The following is an 18,430-nucleotide window of genomic DNA, read 5'->3' as shown; positions in this document are numbered from 1 at the left end:
GCGCGCTCACAGTGGGGCCACCGCGCCGCGGCTGGGCGCTTCGCGGCGGCGACGGATCGCCTCCACGCATTCGGAAACCAGCGCCGGTCCACGGAAGATCAGGCCGCTGTAGCACTGCACCAGCGCGGCACCGGCCGCCATCTTGGCCACGGCATCGGCGCCGGACAGGATGCCGCCGACGCCGACCAAGGGCACCGACTCGGGCAGGCGCGAGCGCAGGCGGCGCAGCACCAGCGTGGACTGCTCCAGCACCGGCGCGCCGGACAGGCCACCGGCCTCGTTGGCCAGCGGATCGCCGGCCACCTTGCTGTGGTCGATGGTGGTGTTGGTGGCGATCACGCCGTCCACCTGCAGCTCGCTTAGCACGCGGGCGGCGGCATCGATGTCGCGCTCGCTGAGGTCCGGCGCCACCTTCACCAGCATCGGTACGCGGCGGCCGTGGCGGGCAGCGAGCTCTTCCTGGCGGTCACGCAGCTGGCTGACCAGCTGGCGCAGCGCGGTTTCTTCCTGCAGCTCACGCAGGCCGGCGGTGTTGGGCGAGGAAATGTTGACAGTGATGTAGTCGGCCAGCGGGTACACCTTGTCCAGGCAGGCGATGTAATCGTCCACGGCCTGTTCGTTGGGGGTGTCCTTGTTCTTGCCGATGTTGATGCCGAGCAGGCCGCGGCGGTTGCGCGCGCGCTCGACGTTGCGCACCAGCGCGTCCACGCCCGCATTGTTGAAGCCCATGCGGTTGATGATCGCGTTGTGTTCCGGCAGGCGGAACAGGCGCGGCTGCGGATTGCCGGCCTGCGGGCGCGGGGTGATCGTGCCGATTTCGACGAAGCCGAAGCCGAGCGCGAACAGCGCATCGATGTGCTCCCCGTTCTTGTCCAGGCCGGCGGCCAGGCCGACCGGGTTGGGGAACGTCAGCCCGAACACCGTGCTGGGCATCGGCGCGATGCGTGCGGCCAGCAGCGGCGTGGTGCCGGTGCGATAGGCCAGGTCCAGTGCGGACAGGCCAAGGCCGTGGGCGCGCTCGGCGTCGAGCGAGAACAGGAAGGGGCGGGCAAGCGAATACATGCGTCGGTTCAGTCCAGCGTGCCGAGGAAGGCTCGGGTTCGATATTCAAAAGCGACCTGGCCGTCGACCGCGTGGGCGGCGAACAGGTGCTGCAGAGCGTCGATCATCGGTGCGTGGCGCGGATGACCGGATTGAGGGGCGTAGGAGGAGGACAGCAGGCGCCCGCGCAGGGCGTCGAAGTCCAGGTGCTGCACGTTCGGCAGCTCCACCCTGCCGCGCAGGCCAGCGCCGAACCAGGCCTGCATGGTGGCGTCGTCCTGGTAGCGCTCGGCCACGGCGGTGTAGTCGGTGCCGTAGTCCAGCAGCAGCTGTTCGTAGCCGACCAGGAACGGGCTCGCATCGAGCAGGCGAGAATTCCAGTAGATGAGGGCCTGGCCGCCGGGGCGCAGGATGCGCTGCCACTCGGCGCGTACCGCCACGGTGTCGAACCAATGGAAGGCCTGCGCGACGCTGACCAGATCGATGCTGGCATCGTCCAGCGCGGTGGCCTCGGCGCGGCCGTCCACCGCACGGAACTGCGGGTACTGCGGTGCCAGCCATTCTTCGGCCGCGCCCCGCATGGCCGCATTGGGCTCAACCGCGACAACAGGATGGCCGCTGGCCAGGAACAGGCGGCTGGAAATGCCGGTACCGGCGCCGATGTCAGCCACACGCGCCTGCTGGCTGACACCCATCGGGCCATGCAGCCACTCCAGCAGCGCCGGTGGGTAGTCGGGCCGGTAGCGGACGTAGTCGGCGACGCGGCTGCTGAAGCGTTCAGTGCTGTCGGAGGCGGTCATGGCGTCAGTTCGACACCGCCGCCAGCCACGCCAGGCCGCCGAAGAACAGGATGAAGACCACGATGGCGGCAAGTGCCGCGCCGACCATGACCCAGCCCAGCACCAGGCCGGTAACGGCCAGGCCATCGCCTTCCAGTTCGTGCGGGCGGCGGCGGATTTCGGCGCGGGCCATGTGGCCGGTGATGATGGCGACGATGCTGGCAACGAAGGGCAGGACGGTCCAGCTGGCGATGCCCATGACCAGGCTGACCACGGCCAGGGCGCTTGTCTGTCGGGGTGCCACGCTCATCGGGGTCCTCCTTGGCAGTGTGCACATGATAGTGCCTCTGCCCCGGCAATCCCATGCCCGGCGGATGGGATGGCAGGCGTCGACCCTGGCCGACGAATGGGATTTCGGCCCTGGTAGGCGTCGACCTTGGTCGACGAAAGGGATTTCGGCCTTGGCAGGCGTCGACCTTGGTCGACGAAAGGCATATCGGCCCTGGTAGGCGTCGACCTTGGTCGACGAAAGGCATGCCAACCAGGGTTGGCGGCTACCGAAGTGCCGGTATCAGCCCATCAACACCTGGCCGCCATCCACATTGAGCACGCTACCGGTGACCCAGCGCGCCAGCGGCGAGCACAGGAACAGGGCGGCGTCGGCGATCTCGCGCGGGTGGCCGAAGCGGCCGAACGGAATCTTCGCCAGGGTGCCGTGGTACAGCGCAGGGTCCTCGACGCGGCGACGGTCCCAGAGGCCGTCATCGAACTCGATCGAGCCCGGGGCGATGGCATTGACCCGGATCCGGTCCTTGGCCAGCGCCAGCGCCTGTGACGTGGTGTAGTGCGAAAGCGCGGCTTTGGCCGCGGCGTACGGCGCGCCACCGGGGCGCGGCTGCTGCGCGGCAATCGACGACAGATTGAGGATGCAGGCGTCGCTGGAGGCACGCAGCCATGGCAATGCCAGGCGCGAGGCACGCACGGCCGCCATCAGGTCGATCTGCAGGCTGGCGGCCCAGCCGTCCTCGTCGTCGGCCATGCCGTAGCCGGTGGCATTGTTGACCAGTACATCGATACCGCCGAGGGCAGCGGCAGCGGCCTGCAGCCAGGCCTGGATCCGGCCGGGATCGGCCAGATCGGTGGAAAACACGTGCAGTTCGAAGCCCTGCGCTCGTGCATCGGCACGCAGGGCATCCAGGCCGGCCTGGCCGCGGGCGCAGACCGAGACCTGTGCGCCGGCGCCGGCAAAGGCCAGCGCCATTTCACGGCCAATGCCCTTGCTGCCGCCGGCGATGAGCACGCGGCGGCCGCTGAAATCGAGGGTCGGAGCCCCTGCGGGGATCCGACCCCTCGCTGGGGCCAGATCCCCGGAGGGGCTCTGGCCCACGGACGTGTCCGCGTCGTTTGCCATCACAGGTCGAACTTGATGCCCTGGGCCAGCGGCAGCGAATCCGAATAGTTGATGGTGTTGGTCTGGCGGCGCATGTAGACCTTCCACGCATCCGAACCGGACTCGCGGCCACCGCCGGTGTCCTTCTCGCCACCGAAGGCGCCGCCGATCTCCGCACCGGACGTGCCGATGTTGATGTTGGCGATGCCGCAGTCGCTGCCGGCGGCCGACAGGAACTTCTCGGCAGTCTTCAGGTTCTGGGTGAAGATCGAGGACGACAGGCCCTGCGGCACGCCGTTCTGCATGTCGATGGCTTCATCGAGGGTGTCGTACGGCATCACGTACAGGATCGGCGCGAAGGTCTCGTGCTGGACCACGGCGTCGCTGTTCTTCAGGCCGGAGACGATGGCCGGCAACACGAAGTTGCCCGGGCGGTCGATGCGGCTGCCACCGGTCTCGATGGTGCCGCCGGCCGCCTTGGCCTGGGCGATCGCATCGAGGAACTGCTGCACGGCGCCTTCGCTGTTCAGCGGGCCCATCAGGTTGGCCGCATCGGTCGGGTCGCCGATCTTGCCTTCCACCTGCTTGTAGGCCTTGACCAGGGTGGCCAGCACGTCGGCGTAGATCGAGCGGTGCACGATCAGGCGGCGGGTGGTGGTGCAGCGCTGGCCGGCGGTGCCGACGGCGCCGAACACGATGCCCGGCACGGCCAGCTTCAGGTCGGCGGTTTCGTCCAGGATGATGGCGTTGTTGCCGCCGAGTTCCAGCAGGCAGCGGCCGAGGCGGCGCGCGACCTTCTCGTTGACGGTGCGACCGACCTGGGTCGAGCCGGTGAAGCTGATCAGCGGCACGCGGCGGTCATCGACCATCTTTTCCGACAGCGCGGTGCCGGCATCGTTGATCAGGAAGAAGATGTCCGGGAAGCCGGCTTCGCGCAGGGCGTCGTTGCAGATCTTCAGCGAGGCGATGGCGGTCAGCGGTGTCTTGTTGGACGGCTTCCAGATGCATACGTCGCCACAGATGGCGGCCAGGAACGAGTTCCAGCTCCACACCGCGACCGGGAAGTTGAAGGCCGAGATGATGCCGACCAGGCCCAGCGGGTGGTACTGCTCGTACATGCGGTGGCCGGGGCGCTCGGAATGCATGGTGTAGCCGTACAGCATGCGGCTCTGGCCCACGGCGAAATCGGCGATGTCGATCATCTCCTGCACTTCGCCATCGCCTTCCGGCTTGCTCTTGCCCATTTCCAGCGCAACCAGCGAACCCAGGGCGTCCTTGTGCCTGCGCAGTGCTTCACCGCACAGGCGCACGGCTTCACCGCGGCGCGGGGCCGGCGTGGTGCGCCAGACCTTGAAGGCTTCCTGGGCGCGGGCCACGACGGTCTCGTACTCGGCCTCGGTGGTCGCGCGGACCTGCGCGATCGGCTCGCCGGTGGTCGGATTGACCGGGGTGATCAGCTCACCGCTGGTCGCGCTCGACCACTCCCCGTTGCCCAGGTACGTGCCAGCGTTGATCGCGTCCAGGCCAAGGGACTTGAGCAGCTCGGAAGACATGCAGACTCCTGTATTTCGTTACGTTGTTTGGTGCCATCGCGGGCAGGTGGGGGACGCGATGAACTGAATCGCCGATGGTAGCAGAGCGCCCCGGCCGGCCATGGTGCAACGCGCCAGTCAGGCCTGGCCGAACATGAATGCTTGGAGGGCAGGGCACGTTGCCTGTAAACTTCCCGGCTGCATGGCCCCGTAGCTCAGCTGGATAGAGCGTCCCCCTCCTAAGGGGAAGGTCGCCCGTTCGAATCGGGCCGGGGTCACCAGAATCAATAACTTAGGCAGGCTCAGTGGTGCGCATTTCCCACTGTTTCCCGCATATCCACAGGATTTGGTCCCAGTGGTCCCAGCGGCGTGGATCAGTACTTGAGCTTCGCTACGGCGCCATCGTCGCCCTCAGGCGTTAGGTGGGCGTAGAACTTCTCGGTCGTGGCGTAATCGGCGTGCCCGGCCAGAATCTGCACCCTTCGCAACGGAACCCCGGCGATCACCATGTGGGCGCAGAAGGTGTGCCGTAGCCGGTGGAGGCTGCCACCGATTCCCGCACGCTTGGCATCCGAGGCGAACCAGTCGGACAGCGTGTCCTTGTGCACGGCGACCAGCGGATCGGGTAGGTGGCGAAGCGCCCAGCGCGCATACCGGTTCAGCGGCACCTCGCGCCACTTGCCCGACTTCGTGCGTCCCTGGCCATCTTCGTCTGGATCGCTTTCGACCCTGAGCCTGCACCCGGCCACCGAATCCTTGCCCAGCCCAACCAGCTCACCACGGCGCAGCCCCGTGTGGGCCATGAACAGCCATAGCGGAGCCCGGCCGGGGTTCGCACGGTACAGCTTGCGCATCGCGGCCCGGTCGTAGAACCGCACCGCCACGCTACGAACGCCCCGCGGTGCCCGGGTTTCCTCCAGCGGGTTGAAGTCCAGTTCTTTCCACTGCACCCCACGCCGGAACGCGGCCTGCAGCCTGCGCACTTCCTTCCCCACAGTCTCCGGTGAAACCCTGTCCTTGGTCAGGCGGTCCGTCTTGTAGGCCTCCATTTCCATCGGACGCAGCGTATCGATGGGGCGATGGCCGAAGCGGGCCATAAACAACCGAACCTCGCTCTTGGCCTTGCCGTGCGTGGTGGGATGCTCGGCCTTGTACCACTCCAGGTACGGCTCCAGGAAGTCGCGGACCGTGGGGAGCCGGGGAAGGATGCGCACTCCATGGGTCAGTTCCGCTTCTTTCGCTGCTCGTACGCCCTCAGCCTCGCGTGGGCTGACGCGACCAATGGCGACACGGCTTCGCTTGCCGCCTTCCCGCCAGTTGAGGTACGCGGCGCCATCGCGCCAGAAGACTGTGACCTTGACCATTGCTTCGAGCCGTAGATTGCAGAGTAGAGGGCAGCCTTCTCGTAGAGCTTCTTGCCCATGAAATTTCGTGGTTCGATGCCGTAGTCGGCGATGTTCGAATCGAACTGGCTTCGTGATACGCCGCAGTAGTGCGCGGCCTCGTCCACGGTCAGCCAGTCCTTTCCGACGATGTCCAGCTTTTCAGCAGCTCCCATCGGGTCCTCCTTCAGTTCGCCGCCAGCGCCGCGCGCTGGGCTTTGGGTTTGCGCTCCGCTAGGCCGAGCTGGAACTGCAGGACGTTGTCGACTGCCGCAGGCACCGCTGCCGGCCGCGCGCTGCGCGGCGGGCGGTTGAGCCGGCGCCACGCTGCGATGGCCTTGTCGGGATCGGCATGCTTGCTGGTCGACCTGCAGGCGCACTCGACTAAGTGGCCACCGCCGGCGGACGCACAGCGCTTGTCGTGGATGTGGCGCGCGCGGTGGCCGGCGGCGCAGTTCGGCAACCCTTCCGGGTGGCTGATATGTTCCTGGGTCATGGCTTCTTGCACTCCTCGATGTGGGCGACCAGCTTTTCCAGCAGGAAGGCGGCTTGCTCGGCCCTCCTGCGGCGTTCGTACGGGTTGAGGTTCGGACGGGCATTCCTGAGCCATTCCAGCGGCTCGACCAGCCACTGCGGGTCGAAGGGCAGCAGAGTGCGCGGGTCGACCTTCTTGTCAGGCGGGAAGCAATCGGGGCCTGCCCAGTCTTGGCTCATGCCGCAGCGTGTGCACTCGTTGCGCTGGAAGTCGTGGACCTTCTCTGGCTGGATCACGCGCGGGCTGTCGAACAGGGCGCGGACAACGAGGCCGCGCTGGTGCCCGCCGTAGACGTGGCCGGCGTCGGCCTGGATCCAGCAGCCCGGGCTGTGATCGTCCTTGTGGCGGTACTCCCAGCGCACCGGCTGTGCGGTGTAGAGCGCCGTCATCAGGGTGTCGGCCCACGCGCGCACCTGGGCGGCAGCGACGCCGCCGCCGTCGGGATCTATGCGCCGCATGGCAGAGATGACCGCGGCAACAGGCGACGATGCCTTGGTGGCCTCGACAACGGTGGTGGGAGAAACGGGCAGTGGTGCGGTCATGCGATTTCTCCAAAAGCCAAGCCTGGCTGGGCGACGCGGATGCGCGCCTCGGCGATCGCGGCGTAGACGGGATCCTCCTCGATGCCGACGAACTGGAAACCTTCGAGTACTGCGGCCTTGCCCGTGCTGCCGCTTCCCATGAACGGATCCAGCACCAGGCCGCCAGCCGGGGTGACCAGTCGGCACAGATAGCGCATCAGGTCTGTGGGCTTCACCGTCGGGTGATGGTTGCCGTTGCGGGCTGGCCAGTTAGCTGTTTCGAGATCGCGCGGCGTCGCGCCAGCAGCCACGGCCGGCACCGGGCCAGACTCCAGCCCCTCGTTGCGATCCTCGCGCGTGGCTTTAGCACAGTAGAAGAAGCGCGCGGCACTGCCGCTATCCCCACGTGCGGCAGCGTCCCTCGCCGCCGACATGTCGCCATAGATCCCAAGTGAGGTCCGATCACGCGAATGGCCGCGTAGATCGCCTTGCTGTCCCGGAGCCTGGGGGAACACCGCGAGTACTTCGGCGCTGCCGTCGTGGATCAGATTGGCCGGCCAGCGGCCGAGCGCTTCGGCCTTCGCTACGTTTGCGTTGCAACGGTCGGCATGCGCGGCCTTTGCCTGCTCGTCTTGCATCCATGGCCGGTGCCAGCCGTTGGGACCGACCTTCGGCGCGGCAGACTGATCGCCGCCGCCAAGCTTGTCCATCGTCTCGATCCGGCAAGCGTCAATGTTGAGCCCACCGGTGCCTTGCTGCTGCCAGTTGGCTGCCACCGTGCCTGTAAGCGGCTTGCGGGCGACGGTGATCGGCTCGAGCGCGGGCTTCAGTGCAGTACCGCCCCACGGGCCGTTGTGTGACTTCGGGAAGCCGCTGCCATAGACCCACGCGATCATGTCGCGGATCTCGAAGCCGGCGTCCTCGATGCGCACCGCCATGCGATGCTGCGTGCGGGTGCCGGCGAACGCCAGCAGGTGGCCGCCCGGCTTCAACACACGCAGGCACTCGGCCCACACCTCGGTGCTGGGAACGTCGTAATCCCAGCGCTTGCCCATGAACGACAAGCCGTAGGGAGGATCGGTCACGACGGCATCAACCGAGTTGTCGGCCATGCCGCGCATCACTGCCAGGCAGTCTCCGATGTGGATCATGCGAACAGGTCCAGTTGGGCCGGCAGTGCCGGTGCGCGCGGCGGTGCCGGCAGCGGGGCGGGGGCAGTGGCGCGGCTGCGCGCGCGCTGTGCAGCGTTGAAGGCGAACCAGAAGCCGAGGGCATTCCGGCGCGCACGCGCCTCGCTGAGGAATACGCGCGCTGTGTGCTTGGCCTGTGCAGCGGTGAGCAGCTGGTCAGCCATTGGTGGAATACCTCACGGCTTCCTGCTTTTGTATGCTGGGATCAAGGAGAGATGAAAAAGGGAGCACTGGATGCCTGCGAGTGGGAGTTGGCACGAGGACTGGGTCTTCGCAATCCGGGGCAGGACGGTGACGGCCAGGGTTTCGGTGGGGAGTCCAGGCCGTGGTGAGATCGTGGCGGTTCACGTGGTGTACGGACCGAGTCTCACTGGTCTGGCGATTCCGGTGGTATCGCAGCAGGATGCGAAGGAGAAGACGGAGATTCTGCTCTGCGAGCTGATGGGGAGAGATTGGTGCTGAGGTGAGCAGCTGGTCAGCCATGGGTGCAGTCACGCAGCGCTCCTTTCGCAAAGGCCGAGGTCAGAGGTACAGCCGCCGCCGGCCTGGGCTTGGAAGAACAGATCGAACTGGCGGCCGCCTCGACTGGTGCGGCTCCATTCGACCAGCGTGTCGATCCGCGAGTAGGTGCCAGGGCGTTCCACGTCGGTGGGGTCGGTGACGGCAGGGAAGAACGTTGCGCTGCGGCGCTTGTTGGCCGAGGCGACGATTTCTTCCCACCGTCGGATGCGCTCGATGTGATCGGGGAACAGGTCCGCGATGTTCCGCAGCTCGCCCTTGCGGCAGTTGATGCAGGGCATGCAGCCGACGCGGCCCATGCCGAGGGCATAGAGCGGGTTGGGCTCAAGGCCGTGGCGGCGGTGCTGGTCCCATACCTGCTGAACCGTCCAATCAAAGATTGGCCGCCACACGTAGCAGCCGGATTCATGCCGATTGAAGCGCGGCTGCTTGGCGCGGTTGGCGGATTCCTCCGCTCGGATGCCCAACCACTGCAGGACCGGCCCGGCCTTCAGCATCGGCCCCACCACCTGGGTGGTGATCGGAATCGTCTTCAGTTCCTCGGTGCAGAACTGCGCCATCCGCGAAGGGAAGCGCCCCTTGCTGATGCAGAGATCCAGGAATGGGTTGCCGGTGGGCTCATGCAGGGCAGCGGCCTGCCGAACTATCTCATCAGGGATACCTTCGCTAGGCCAGCGTTCGAGAATGTACGCGCGATGCTGAGCCAGTTGCCGGGTGAAGTCCGCGCGGACAGTTTCGACCTCGGGGCCGCCAGTCTTGTGCGCCAGCTCGGCAACGTAGTCGTAGACGCGCTGATCCTCGTTGCCGGTGTCGGCAAACACGGCGCGGAAGGGCCGGCCCAGCTCGATAGCACGCAGGTACACCGCCGTGCTGTCCTTGCCGCCGGAGACATTCACCAGGTGCTGTATGCGCTCAGCCATTGCCCACCGCCTGGCTGTCGATCAGGGCGCGCCGGGCGCCATACTCAATCACGTAGAGTTGCAGGAACTCGTCCACCACCTTCCGGTCCCCGGCATACCACCGCTTCCCAAGCTCGTTGAGGTGGCCGTGGAGCTGCCGCACCATCTCTGCCAGCTCGGGGTTGCTCTTCAGACCACCCCGCACCTGGCTCAGCAGGCCGCTGCAGCTCACCCGCATTCCGCGATGGTCGGGCGCCAGGTCCACGGCCTGCGCGGGCGGGGCGGTGTAGACCTCGCCCGATCCGTCTTCATCGGTGATTGCCCGGTCAGACACCAACAGCACGTCTCCGACCTGCAGTTCGCCGATGCCGTTCTCCAGAAGCCAGTTGATGCTCAGGCCGTACTCTGGATGGTTGAAGATCTCTGCCACGGCCTCCACCGTGATCGGCTCCCCCACCCGCTGGCGGGCGGCGAGTGCTGCGCGCAGCGACTCGACCTGGGCGTCGGTGATGAAGTCGGCGCCATCATGGGCTTCGATCACGGCTTGGGCCGCAGCTGCCAGCACGTCCCCCTGACCACCCGGGGAGGGCTGGGCGGAGAGGGCGGCAGCAGCCTTGCGCAGGAGGGCTGCGATTTCTTCGGACCTGTTGGCGTCATGCTGGAGGCCAGCGGCAACGTCTGGAGCGTCGTCGGGGGTGTATTCCTCTCCAGCTTCGAGGGCCTGTTCGATGCTCTCGCCAGTCTCGCGATCCTGAGCGGCCATGCGCTCCAGGCGTTCGGCCTGATCCAGTAGTTCAGAGCGCAGCTGATCCCCCAGCCTCACCCTTCCACCGGGCTGCACGTCCGCCAGGGTTGTCTTGTCGTTGCTCATGCCTGCATGTCCTTGCTGTTGGAGGAGCGCGCGCTGTGCGCGGCGAGGTGTTCCCAGCGTTCGGCTTCGCCCAGGTAGTACTCGTGGCGTTCCTGCCGGACCGTGGCGGTGAACTGCACGTCGTGCAGTGCCCGCTCGGCGGCGGCGCGGTTTGCCGCGGCCATGCGGGCTGGGTCGTGATCGAAGATGTCGAGCTGGTTACGCACGCTGGACTCCTGGAATGGGTTGCCGGCTGTTGGAACCCGGCCGGCGCGGGTTCCCTGCGCTACAGGGGGAGAGCGCAGGGCAGGGGGTCAGTAGTCGGTGTCGGTGATCGGATGGCGATTGCGCTGTGCCTCGCGGCGGCGCCGGTCTGCGTCGCGCTGCCGATCGGCCTTGAGCTCCGGCCATGACTGCCGGGCATCCTTGATGCCGCGCCAGGCGAAGTAGCCGATGCCGAACAGCACGGGCGGCAGGAAGGAGCCGGCGTCGGTGTAGATGACGCGCGCCAGGAGGGCGAGCAGCAGGATCACGACGACGGCGCAGTAGAAGGGCAGGGCCAGGTGGCGCATTACTCGGTCTCCTGTTCGGCAGTGGGCTCGGCCGGCGCTGGCGCCGGACCTGCGGGCGGGGTGATGGGCGGGATGCCGACGGCCATGGCGGCTAAGAAGTCGTGGTCGGTCACGCGGCTGCTCCATCGGCTATGTGGCTCTCGACACATGCACGCATGCGCGTCCATCGCTGCTCCGGCGTCTCGTTGTCCCAGCGCCACTCGCCGTCGTTCTCGTGGACGATCTCCGCCGCCATCGCTTCGGCAATGCCAAACGCTTCGCTCACAGCCGCGCGGTCATCAGGGTCGAGGCCGGTCATGTCCAAGCCGCGCTTCGCGCCGATTACGCCCAGCGTGCAATGGCAGCCGGTGCTGTCCTGGAGCTGTTCGGCGATGAGGCGCTTTTCGGGCATCGCGTCGAGCGCATCACGCAGTTCGACCAGGAACTTCTGGCCCCGCTTGCCGCGCAACGCGGAAGAAACGGCGCCGCGCCAGCAGATCAGCGGCCAGGTGTCGCAGTCGTCGCTGTATCCGCTGCGGCTCATGCAACACCGCCTTGTGCGTGCATAAGGCGCATAGCGGTGCGGAGCTGGTCGACCATTTCGCTGACGGCACGCGCTGCGCTGTATCGGCCAGAGAGGAAGTCTTGGCGCGCGAGGTTGGCGGCGAAGTCTGCGTTGTGCTGGTGGTAGCCAAGGCGGCGGGCCGCGAGGCGCACGGCGTCGGCGACGCTGTTGGCGCGCAGGCTGGCGATGGGGAAGTGGAGGACGACGGCGCTCATGCGGCGGCGTCCTGGCTCTCGCCGCGCAGCTGATGTGCGGCGTGCTGGATCTCCACCGAGAGGTGGTCGGCCTCTTCCAGTTCAATGTAGAGGCTGGCAGCGCCCACCTTGATGGCGACCACTCCGATGGAGGGCATCGCGACGACGGTGGGCGGCGCCTTGCTGACGCCAAGAGAAAGGGTAGCCATTGCGTGGTCTCCTGCGCCCGGCCCCGAAATAGGGCCTCAACTGGCGGCACCGGTAGACTACGGAATACCGTAATTGCCTGTCAAACGGAATTCCGTACGAAAGTATGAACGTACGGAATTCGGTTCATAAAAAGCCCCTCGCTATGGAGGGGCTACTAGGCTCGAGGCGCGCGACTCTGTAGATGAGGCCACATCTATCTGGAGATTCAATCAGGGACGGTTCGCCCACCGACTGTTTGGCATTTCTCAGCAAACGCAGCCCGGAACTTGGCCTGTATAGCCGGGTCGTCGCTGCCGTTGAATATTGCAAGCCCTCGGCCATCTCGGTTGAAGCTGACTACAACCGCTTGCGTGACGTTGTTTAACGCGAAGGGACCGTCGCCCGGCCGGTTGAGCGTGGCCTTGCCACAGACGTGATAGTGCTTGCCGTCATCAAAGGCTTTAAAGGAGAACGGCTCCATTTCAACTTGTATGTCAGAAGCCACCTGCCCCCTAATGATTGCCATGCCTGTGGCGACAACTTCCTGTTGGTTCGGCTTCTTGCGGACTGTGAACGCCAAGGCAAGAAGGGTAACGAGCACTGCCACGATGATCGCTGCCACCGAAAGGGGCGTGAACGTCTTCGCCTTCATCGGCGAAGACGCGACTACAGGTCGGCGCTGGGGCGCTCCGCAACCTGGGCACGCGCTCGCTTGATCGCTGATCTCTCGCTTGCACTCGGCACAATCAATCAGGGGCATTCCACGTCTCCATACGAAGGAAGGTTTGTCTAGAACTTGCGCAGCCCTGCATGAATCAGCGCTTTGCCCAAGATGCTTACATCACCAGGATCCGGTCGGTAGGCAGGGAAGTCCGTGTTGACGCTCACCACATACAGGCCGTCCCCGCGCTTCTGGAGCATCTTGATCTGGGTCTCGCCGCCGATGTTGATGAGGTAGTAGTCGTCGCCGTCGAAGTAGTCGCAGCTGGTGTCGATCCAGACAATGTCGCCGTCCTCCAGCTTAGGCCGCATAGACGGGCCGCGACCGGTGATGATCTGGATCCGGCCAGGCTTGGGCAAAAAACCGAGCTTCCGCCGCACCTCCCACTCCGCAACCTCGATGGTTTTCACAACCTCCGGGTAGTCCTGGTTGACCATGCCGATACCCATTCCCGCACCCCCTTCGAACAAGTCGAAGCGAACGTATCCGGGTGGCGTCTCAGTCTCCGAGATCGATGCGACGGACCTACCTTCGCCTTCCTTGGGCCCCCGGCCAGTTTCAAGCCAGTCGGTCTGAACGCCCAGTCGCGCGGCGATCTTGTGTAGTGCGGTCGTCGACTTTGAAAGGCCGAGCTCGAGATTCGACAAGGTCGTCGGGGCGATCCCCGCAAACTTCGCCAGTTCGCCCCGGCTAATGCCGAGTGACTCGCGCTCGGCTCTGATCCTGCTGCCAATGGTGTTCATCACTGGATTTGAACGGAAAACCGTAACGGAATGCCGTTGACATGAAGCTACGGAATCCCGTAGTGTTGCGGACATGGACAAACCTTGGGCTTCCATCATTGGTGACCTGCAGTCGGCGGGCATGACTTATGCCCAGATCGGCGAGGCAATTGGCGCAGCTGGTTCCACCGTCGGTGATCTCGCATCGGGGCGATCACAATCGCCTCGGGCGACTACAGCGTTTGCGCTGTTGAGGCTTCACGCGAGTCGCCTCAACGAGACTCACTCGGGAATCTCGGACGCGGTCCGCATCCTGATCGACAGCCGGATGAGCAAGCGCGCGCTGCGCGCCCGACTCGGTCTCGCAAGCGACAAGCACCTGGCGACCTTGCTGCAGCTCCCCGCAGCGCAGGTCGAGGGCTGGCCGGAGGAGGGCGTCTTGCCTGCTATCCCGCAGATCCAGCGCCTGCTCGGCGGCGAGGCCAAGCCACCCGATCCCGTAGCACCCACCGACTTCGACCACGACCGCATTGTCCCGGTCGATGCGGCCTGACGTGCCGCGCGCTGTAGCAGTTCGTTCCACCACTCCCTCCTGAACTTCTCATACGGATATGTACGCAGATCCTTCGAACCTTCGTGACAACCCGATCAAGGTCCGGTTCAACGACACGGAAAAGGCATTGATCGATGCGGCGGCGAACTTCAACGGTCGCCAGCCTGCGGTTTTCGTGCGCGACCTGGTGCTGGCCGGCCTCGCCGCGTTGGAACAGCGTAGCCCCGACCGTGATGCGGCCTGAAGGACCCAACGAGTCCCCGGGGAGGGTCCATGGAAATCCAGCTGTCGCGCGATCAGCAAAAGCAGCTTGAGCAGTACGCGGCCTCTCGCGGCATCACCCCCGAAGAGGCAGCCACAGAGCTGGCGCGCGGCGAACTTGGGCGCCGCTACCGGCTTCCGCGAAGTAACGGCGAAGTTGTCCCTTTTCAGGGCCTGAAACGTCCCGAAGACTCCACGAGGTAGTACCGATGAGCAGCACGCTCGCGCGCTCCACCGATCCGCACACCAGCCATGCCGCCGCTGCCGACCTCGTCGCCAGCGGCGCGCTTCGTGTCCAGCATGCCAAGACCGAGGCTGCGGTGATCCGCCATCCTGGCCAGAGCAGCCTGCACCTGTCGACGCTGACTGGCCTTGATCGCCACATGTTGGGTCGCCGACTGCCTGAGCTGGCCCGCGAGGGACGCATTTGGCGCGGCCCAACCGCGCCGTGCGCAACCACCGGCAAGCCCGCATGCACCTGGTGGCCGGTTGCGCCGGGCGAGAACCTGACGCTGGGGCTTTGACATGTCGACCATCATCATGTCGCAGTGCTGGCCGCTGCAGGGGCTGAGCGTCACGCAGAAGGCTGTGCTGATCTCGCTGGCTGATCAGGCCAACGACGACGGTGTGTGCTGGCCGGCGGTGGGCACCATCGCCGCGCGCTGCTGCATGTCGGCGCGCGCTGTGCGTACGGCAATGGATCACCTGGAGGCCGTCGGCCTGCTGACCCGTGACCGCCGGTTCAACAGCAGCACGGTCTACAAGGTCACTCCGGCCAACTTCGACAAGGCCGCTGCGCCGTCGAAGGCTGGCCGCAAGTCCGGAAAAGCAGGTACTGCACCGGGCGCAGGTGCTGCGCCCCATGCAGGGGGTGCGCCCGCTGCAGGAGGGGATGCGCCCGATGCAGGGGGGGATGCACCGGGCGCAGGTCTAGGGGTGCGCCCCGTGCCGCCTAACCGTCATATAACCCTCAATGAACCGTCAGGAGAACCGTCATCTCCGGCGGGCCTGCTGGCCGCGCCGTTGGCGGTGGATTCGGAAACCGACCTGCAGGCCGCGTGCCGCGCCACCTGGGCGGCGTACGCCACCGCTTACCGCACCCGCCACGGTGTGGCGCCGGTCCGCAACGCAAAGGTGAACAGCAACGTCCGCCAGATCGTACAGCGGCTCGGCCACACCGAGGCGCCGTTGGTCGCCGCGTGGTTCCTGACCGTCAACGAGCGCTATGTGGTGCAGAACATGCACGACCTGGGCGCGCTGCTGACGAAGTGCGAGGCATACCGCACGCAGTGGGCCACCGGTCGGCAGATGACGCAGGCCAGTGCTCAGCAGCAGGACCAGAGGCAGTCGAACGCCAACGCGGCGGAAGAGGCGAAGGAGCTGCTGCGGAAGATCAAGGGGAGCAGCCATGCTCAGTAACTTCGAGCAGGAGCGTCTTGTCGAACTGCTGGTGGCAACGGCCGAGGTAATCGGCGACCGGATCAGCCCCAGCGCCGCCGTGTTCATGGTTTCGGACCTGGCGCAGTACCCGCTGCCGATGCTGGAGCGCGCGCTGGCGTCGTGCCGCCGGGAGCTGAAGGCGCGGCTTTCGCTGGCGGCGATCCTCGAACGCATCGAGGACGGCCACCCCGCACCGAACGAGGCATGGGCCAACGCGATCCGCGCCGCCGACGAAGGTGCGACCGTGGTGTGGACTGAGCAGACCCGCGATGCGTGGGCGGCGGCGCTGCCGCTGGTGCAGGCGGGCGACAAGATCGCGGCTCGGCCGGCATTTCTGGAGGTCTACACCCGGCTGGTGAAGGAGGCGCGCGCTGCACACAGGATCGCCACCTACCAGCTGTCCCTTGGCGGTGACGTATCCGGCCGGGATAGCGTCCTGCGAGAAGCAGTGGCCGCGGGCCAACTTCTGGAGGCGCAGGTGGCCGATTACCTGGCACTGCCGCCAGCCACGCCGGCGTTCAACCCGGTAGCGCTGCTGGCCGGAACGGTTGAGGCATCGCCGACAGCGGACGACCGAACCCGTGCGCGCTTGGCCGAGATCGTGGCGCTGCTGGAGGGCAAAGCCGCATGAGCCCCGATCATTTCAACGTCGAAGTGCGTCCTGTGAGCGAGCCGGTGGCCGAGGCAGGCTGGTATCTGGCCTACGGCTATGGGATCAAGCCGATGGTGGTCTACGCGACGCGCGGGATGACTGTCTGGCGCGATGGAATGCGGCGGATCCCGATCACTCGCTATGCCGGCCCGATCCCGGAGCTGCGCTGATGTGGTCGAACGCACCGCCGCCGACCAGTGCAGAGGCAGCGCGAATCGAGCTGGCGAAGACGGGGCCGTGCATGGCGTGCCTCGTTCGCTACGCGCAAGGCCTGATGGCGAAGAAGCACGTGATCTACGGCTGCGAATACAACCACGCCAAGTCGGGAAACATCCGGCGCGGCCATTTCTTCGGCTACGCGCTGTGCCAGTGGCATCACCAGCGCTACCGAATGGAACACATGACGCAAAAGCAAATGGTGGCCCGCTGGGGCCCGCCGCTGCACTGGTCCAAGAGATTCCACGAGGCGTTCGGATCCGACGACGACCTGATCGCACAGCAGACCTACATCAACGAATTGAGGGCGGCAGCATGAAGAAGACGAAGGCCAGGGCGCCGAGGATCAACCCCCAGCGTGCGCCCCGCGAGCGGCGGATGGACCACAACACGGTGTCCCGGCCCAAGCGAGCCAAGGCACGTGTGCTCGCCGATGGCCCGGCCGAGACGGTGGAGCAGTTCAAGGCGCGCGGCGGAAAGGTGCAGCACCTGACGGCCAGCTGGGAGCAGCGAGCATGAGCGCGCTTGAGCACGCCGCGCGAAGCCTCCTGTGCAAAGCCATGAGGTTGCCACCGGACGGCGTCACTGCCGAGCTGATGATGGATCTGTCGATCCCACAGCTTGGCATCGTTCCAACGGCCGCCGCGCTCTGCGCGATCCGAGCGGCCTTGGCCCCGAACTGGAAGCCGATAGCCGAGGCGCCGCAGGACGGCACAAGGCTGATGCTGTGGGACTCGGTGAGCAACCGGCCGGTGTTCGGGAGCTGGCGGGGTGACAACCCCAAGATCACGCACTTTGCGGCCGAGCCGGCCGGCCCGGAGGTGCCTTCTTGACGGGCCACAACCGGACAGAGAAAGAGGCCCTCAAAAGGCCCGCACTGAATGACCACGATGCGCGATCGCGCGCTGCACGAGCAATCCACCAAGGGGAAGGCGCATGGAAATGAACAAGGCACGCGAACTGCTGGCAAGTCGCATGGGGCCGAAAACGCAGAGGTTTGACGCCTGCGGTGGCGGTGGACGCCCCGATCTGACGACGCAGGACATTGCCGCTGCCATGGCGTACGTGCCGGACGGGCTTGGCCGGGAGCTGATGGAGGCACTGTGGTGGCCAGAAAGCGCATCTCGCCGCCGTGAGCACCTGCGCAAAGCGGTAATCGGGCTGGTGGCCCCGGAGTTCATCCGGCAGATGCACGATCTGGCCACCGCACGGACTGAATTCGGCATCGCCAAGGCATGCATGGGGTGGGGTGGCGGTCAGGTGACGGATGCGCAGCGGCGCGAACTACTGAGGACCGAGACCGCGCTGGATGAGGCGCGCGCTGCGGCCTGGCCGAACAACACCATGGAGCAGCTTGGGGTGCTGGCCGGCGCAGTCATTGCGGAGATGGCCAGCTGTGGCTGCTGCAAGACGTGCCAAGGCACGCGGGTTCAGGCCGCGCCGACGGGGAGCGGAGTCGTTGAATGCGAGGCATGCGGCGGCATGGGGCTGGAGCAGCTCAGCGGCCGCAAGCGCGGGGTGGCGATCGGCGCTGACGATGCGGCGTATCGACGGTTCTGGCGCCCGGTGTACGAATGGATCCTTGAGCGCATGCGTAGTGCGGAGCATGTTGCTGCCGAGCAGTTCTCCCGCGCGCTGAATCGCGCTGCGTAGTGAGGACTTGCAGGGTCCGCAGAATGGCGGGCAGATTGACCACCATCCAGACGCAAGCCCCGGCCCAGCCGGGGC

General features: G+C 66.2%; 31 protein-coding genes and 1 tRNA gene. 12 read left to right on the top strand and 20 right to left on the bottom strand.

The features are described 5' to 3' along the window. Window positions 1-6: 6 nt before the first annotated feature. From AC5P53_RS08475 to amaB, 5 genes are all read right to left on the bottom strand, one after another. Window positions 7-1,062, bottom strand: a complete 1,056-nt coding sequence (locus AC5P53_RS08475) for a quinone-dependent dihydroorotate dehydrogenase (protein WP_241886734.1) — start codon at window positions 1,060-1,062, stop codon at window positions 7-9. 8 nt (window positions 1,063-1,070) lie between these two features. Beyond that, window positions 1,071-1,841, bottom strand: a complete 771-nt coding sequence (locus AC5P53_RS08470; protein WP_049440796.1) for a class I SAM-dependent methyltransferase — start codon at window positions 1,839-1,841, stop codon at window positions 1,071-1,073. 4 nt (window positions 1,842-1,845) lie between these two features. Beyond that, a complete protein-coding gene (locus tag AC5P53_RS08465) occupies window positions 1,846-2,130 on the bottom strand; it encodes a DUF4190 domain-containing protein (RefSeq protein WP_014646921.1) in 285 nt (94 codons plus the stop codon). 261 nt (window positions 2,131-2,391) lie between these two features. Beyond that, window positions 2,392-3,231, bottom strand: coding sequence for an SDR family oxidoreductase (locus AC5P53_RS08460; RefSeq protein WP_241886735.1), 840 nt, complete (start codon window positions 3,229-3,231; stop codon window positions 2,392-2,394). Continuing rightward, complete coding sequence (amaB, locus tag AC5P53_RS08455) at window positions 3,231-4,763, bottom strand: L-piperidine-6-carboxylate dehydrogenase (protein ID WP_014646923.1); 1,533 nt, start codon at window positions 4,761-4,763, stop codon at window positions 3,231-3,233. The genes AC5P53_RS08460 and amaB overlap by 1 nt, the downstream gene beginning before the upstream one ends. Before the next feature lie 183 nt (window positions 4,764-4,946). Between amaB and AC5P53_RS08450 the strand changes: the two genes are divergently transcribed. Continuing rightward, window positions 4,947-5,023, top strand: a tRNA-Arg gene (locus AC5P53_RS08450). 93 nt (window positions 5,024-5,116) lie between these two features. Here the strand turns inward: AC5P53_RS08450 and AC5P53_RS08445 are convergent. The 15 genes from AC5P53_RS08445 to AC5P53_RS08375 all read right to left on the bottom strand — a co-directional run bounded on the left by AC5P53_RS08445 (window position 5,117) and on the right by AC5P53_RS08375 (window position 13,601). Next, complete coding sequence (locus AC5P53_RS08445; RefSeq protein ID WP_445979055.1) at window positions 5,117-5,956, bottom strand: tyrosine-type recombinase/integrase; 840 nt, start codon at window positions 5,954-5,956, stop codon at window positions 5,117-5,119. Window positions 5,957-5,964: 8 nt separating this feature from the next. Beyond that, window positions 5,965-6,300, bottom strand: a complete 336-nt coding sequence (locus AC5P53_RS08440; protein ID WP_229767336.1) for a hypothetical protein — start codon at window positions 6,298-6,300, stop codon at window positions 5,965-5,967. A gap of 11 nt (window positions 6,301-6,311) precedes the next feature. Continuing rightward, window positions 6,312-6,620 carry a hypothetical protein gene (locus AC5P53_RS08435; protein WP_495227285.1) on the bottom strand — a complete coding sequence of 103 codons (309 nt, stop codon included), beginning with the start codon at window positions 6,618-6,620 and terminating at the stop codon, window positions 6,312-6,314. Then, a complete protein-coding gene (locus AC5P53_RS08430; protein ID WP_495227283.1) occupies window positions 6,617-7,201 on the bottom strand; it encodes a hypothetical protein in 585 nt (194 codons plus the stop codon). Before AC5P53_RS08430 ends, AC5P53_RS08435 begins: the two co-directional genes overlap by 4 nt. After that, window positions 7,198-8,331 carry a DNA methyltransferase gene (locus AC5P53_RS08425; RefSeq protein ID WP_197574492.1) on the bottom strand — a complete coding sequence of 378 codons (1,134 nt, stop codon included), beginning with the start codon at window positions 8,329-8,331 and terminating at the stop codon, window positions 7,198-7,200. The genes AC5P53_RS08430 and AC5P53_RS08425 overlap by 4 nt, the downstream gene beginning before the upstream one ends. Further along, the gene (locus tag AC5P53_RS08420; protein WP_401728575.1) at window positions 8,328-8,534 is read right to left on the bottom strand and encodes a hypothetical protein; all 207 of its coding nucleotides are present in this window, start codon (window positions 8,532-8,534) and stop codon (window positions 8,328-8,330) included. The genes AC5P53_RS08425 and AC5P53_RS08420 overlap by 4 nt, the downstream gene beginning before the upstream one ends. A gap of 327 nt (window positions 8,535-8,861) precedes the next feature. Next, window positions 8,862-9,809 (bottom strand): phosphoadenosine phosphosulfate reductase domain-containing protein, encoded by a 948-nt coding sequence (locus tag AC5P53_RS08415; protein WP_495227282.1) that lies wholly within the window; start codon window positions 9,807-9,809, stop codon window positions 8,862-8,864. Continuing rightward, the gene (locus AC5P53_RS08410) at window positions 9,802-10,659 is read right to left on the bottom strand and encodes a hypothetical protein (RefSeq protein ID WP_495227281.1); all 858 of its coding nucleotides are present in this window, start codon (window positions 10,657-10,659) and stop codon (window positions 9,802-9,804) included. Before AC5P53_RS08410 ends, AC5P53_RS08415 begins: the two co-directional genes overlap by 8 nt. Then, on the bottom strand, window positions 10,656-10,865 hold the full coding sequence (locus tag AC5P53_RS08405; RefSeq protein WP_495227280.1) for a hypothetical protein: 210 nt from the start codon (window positions 10,863-10,865) through the stop codon (window positions 10,656-10,658). Before AC5P53_RS08405 ends, AC5P53_RS08410 begins: the two co-directional genes overlap by 4 nt. 87 nt (window positions 10,866-10,952) lie before the next feature. Beyond that, window positions 10,953-11,210 (bottom strand): hypothetical protein, encoded by a 258-nt coding sequence (locus AC5P53_RS08400; protein WP_481440087.1) that lies wholly within the window; start codon window positions 11,208-11,210, stop codon window positions 10,953-10,955. A 109-nt stretch (window positions 11,211-11,319) separates the two neighbouring features. Beyond that, complete coding sequence (locus tag AC5P53_RS08395) at window positions 11,320-11,733, bottom strand: hypothetical protein (protein WP_495227278.1); 414 nt, start codon at window positions 11,731-11,733, stop codon at window positions 11,320-11,322. Further along, window positions 11,730-11,969, bottom strand: a complete 240-nt coding sequence (locus AC5P53_RS08390; protein ID WP_495227276.1) for a hypothetical protein — start codon at window positions 11,967-11,969, stop codon at window positions 11,730-11,732. The genes AC5P53_RS08395 and AC5P53_RS08390 overlap by 4 nt, the downstream gene beginning before the upstream one ends. Then, window positions 11,966-12,157, bottom strand: coding sequence for a hypothetical protein (locus AC5P53_RS08385; protein ID WP_329767954.1), 192 nt, complete (start codon window positions 12,155-12,157; stop codon window positions 11,966-11,968). Before AC5P53_RS08385 ends, AC5P53_RS08390 begins: the two co-directional genes overlap by 4 nt. 206 nt (window positions 12,158-12,363) lie before the next feature. After that, entirely contained in the window at window positions 12,364-12,897 is a 534-nt protein-coding gene (locus tag AC5P53_RS08380) for a hypothetical protein (protein WP_478405182.1), read from the bottom strand. A gap of 29 nt (window positions 12,898-12,926) precedes the next feature. Then, a complete protein-coding gene (locus AC5P53_RS08375) occupies window positions 12,927-13,601 on the bottom strand; it encodes a S24 family peptidase (protein WP_164166367.1) in 675 nt (224 codons plus the stop codon). 73 nt (window positions 13,602-13,674) lie between these two features. Here AC5P53_RS08375 and AC5P53_RS08370 point away from each other — a divergent pair, with 73 nt between their 5' ends. The 11 genes from AC5P53_RS08370 (at window position 13,675) to AC5P53_RS08320 (ending at window position 18,355) form a co-directional block, all read left to right on the top strand. Beyond that, the gene (locus tag AC5P53_RS08370) at window positions 13,675-14,133 is read left to right on the top strand and encodes a hypothetical protein (protein WP_495227275.1); all 459 of its coding nucleotides are present in this window, start codon (window positions 13,675-13,677) and stop codon (window positions 14,131-14,133) included. A gap of 58 nt (window positions 14,134-14,191) precedes the next feature. After that, complete coding sequence (locus tag AC5P53_RS08365; RefSeq protein ID WP_005418752.1) at window positions 14,192-14,377, top strand: hypothetical protein; 186 nt, start codon at window positions 14,192-14,194, stop codon at window positions 14,375-14,377. A gap of 29 nt (window positions 14,378-14,406) precedes the next feature. After that, complete coding sequence (locus AC5P53_RS08360; protein WP_088476175.1) at window positions 14,407-14,598, top strand: hypothetical protein; 192 nt, start codon at window positions 14,407-14,409, stop codon at window positions 14,596-14,598. A 5-nt stretch (window positions 14,599-14,603) separates the two neighbouring features. Next, entirely contained in the window at window positions 14,604-14,918 is a 315-nt protein-coding gene (locus AC5P53_RS08355; RefSeq protein ID WP_164166363.1) for a winged helix-turn-helix domain-containing protein, read from the top strand. Between the two features lies 1 nt (window position 14,919). Next, on the top strand, window positions 14,920-15,813 hold the full coding sequence (locus AC5P53_RS08350; RefSeq protein ID WP_495227273.1) for a helix-turn-helix domain-containing protein: 894 nt from the start codon (window positions 14,920-14,922) through the stop codon (window positions 15,811-15,813). Continuing rightward, on the top strand, window positions 15,803-16,465 hold the full coding sequence (locus AC5P53_RS08345) for a hypothetical protein (RefSeq protein ID WP_495227271.1): 663 nt from the start codon (window positions 15,803-15,805) through the stop codon (window positions 16,463-16,465). The genes AC5P53_RS08350 and AC5P53_RS08345 overlap by 11 nt, the downstream gene beginning before the upstream one ends. Continuing rightward, window positions 16,462-16,656 carry a hypothetical protein gene (locus AC5P53_RS08340; RefSeq protein ID WP_065200530.1) on the top strand — a complete coding sequence of 65 codons (195 nt, stop codon included), beginning with the start codon at window positions 16,462-16,464 and terminating at the stop codon, window positions 16,654-16,656. Before AC5P53_RS08345 ends, AC5P53_RS08340 begins: the two co-directional genes overlap by 4 nt. Then, on the top strand, window positions 16,656-17,021 hold the full coding sequence (locus AC5P53_RS08335; protein ID WP_495220384.1) for a Ref family recombination enhancement nuclease: 366 nt from the start codon (window positions 16,656-16,658) through the stop codon (window positions 17,019-17,021). The genes AC5P53_RS08340 and AC5P53_RS08335 overlap by 1 nt, the downstream gene beginning before the upstream one ends. Continuing rightward, window positions 17,018-17,221, top strand: a complete 204-nt coding sequence (locus tag AC5P53_RS08330) for a hypothetical protein (protein WP_495227269.1) — start codon at window positions 17,018-17,020, stop codon at window positions 17,219-17,221. The genes AC5P53_RS08335 and AC5P53_RS08330 overlap by 4 nt, the downstream gene beginning before the upstream one ends. Continuing rightward, window positions 17,218-17,535 (top strand): hypothetical protein, encoded by a 318-nt coding sequence (locus AC5P53_RS08325; RefSeq protein ID WP_445979039.1) that lies wholly within the window; start codon window positions 17,218-17,220, stop codon window positions 17,533-17,535. The genes AC5P53_RS08330 and AC5P53_RS08325 overlap by 4 nt, the downstream gene beginning before the upstream one ends. Before the next feature lie 103 nt (window positions 17,536-17,638). After that, window positions 17,639-18,355, top strand: coding sequence for a hypothetical protein (locus AC5P53_RS08320; protein ID WP_495227267.1), 717 nt, complete (start codon window positions 17,639-17,641; stop codon window positions 18,353-18,355). The last annotated feature ends 75 nt before the right edge of the window (window positions 18,356-18,430 follow it).

The sequence above is a fragment of the Stenotrophomonas sp. YJH_SMC_82 genome, assembly GCF_059368875.1.
This window is presented reverse-complemented; position numbering and strand designations above follow the sequence as displayed.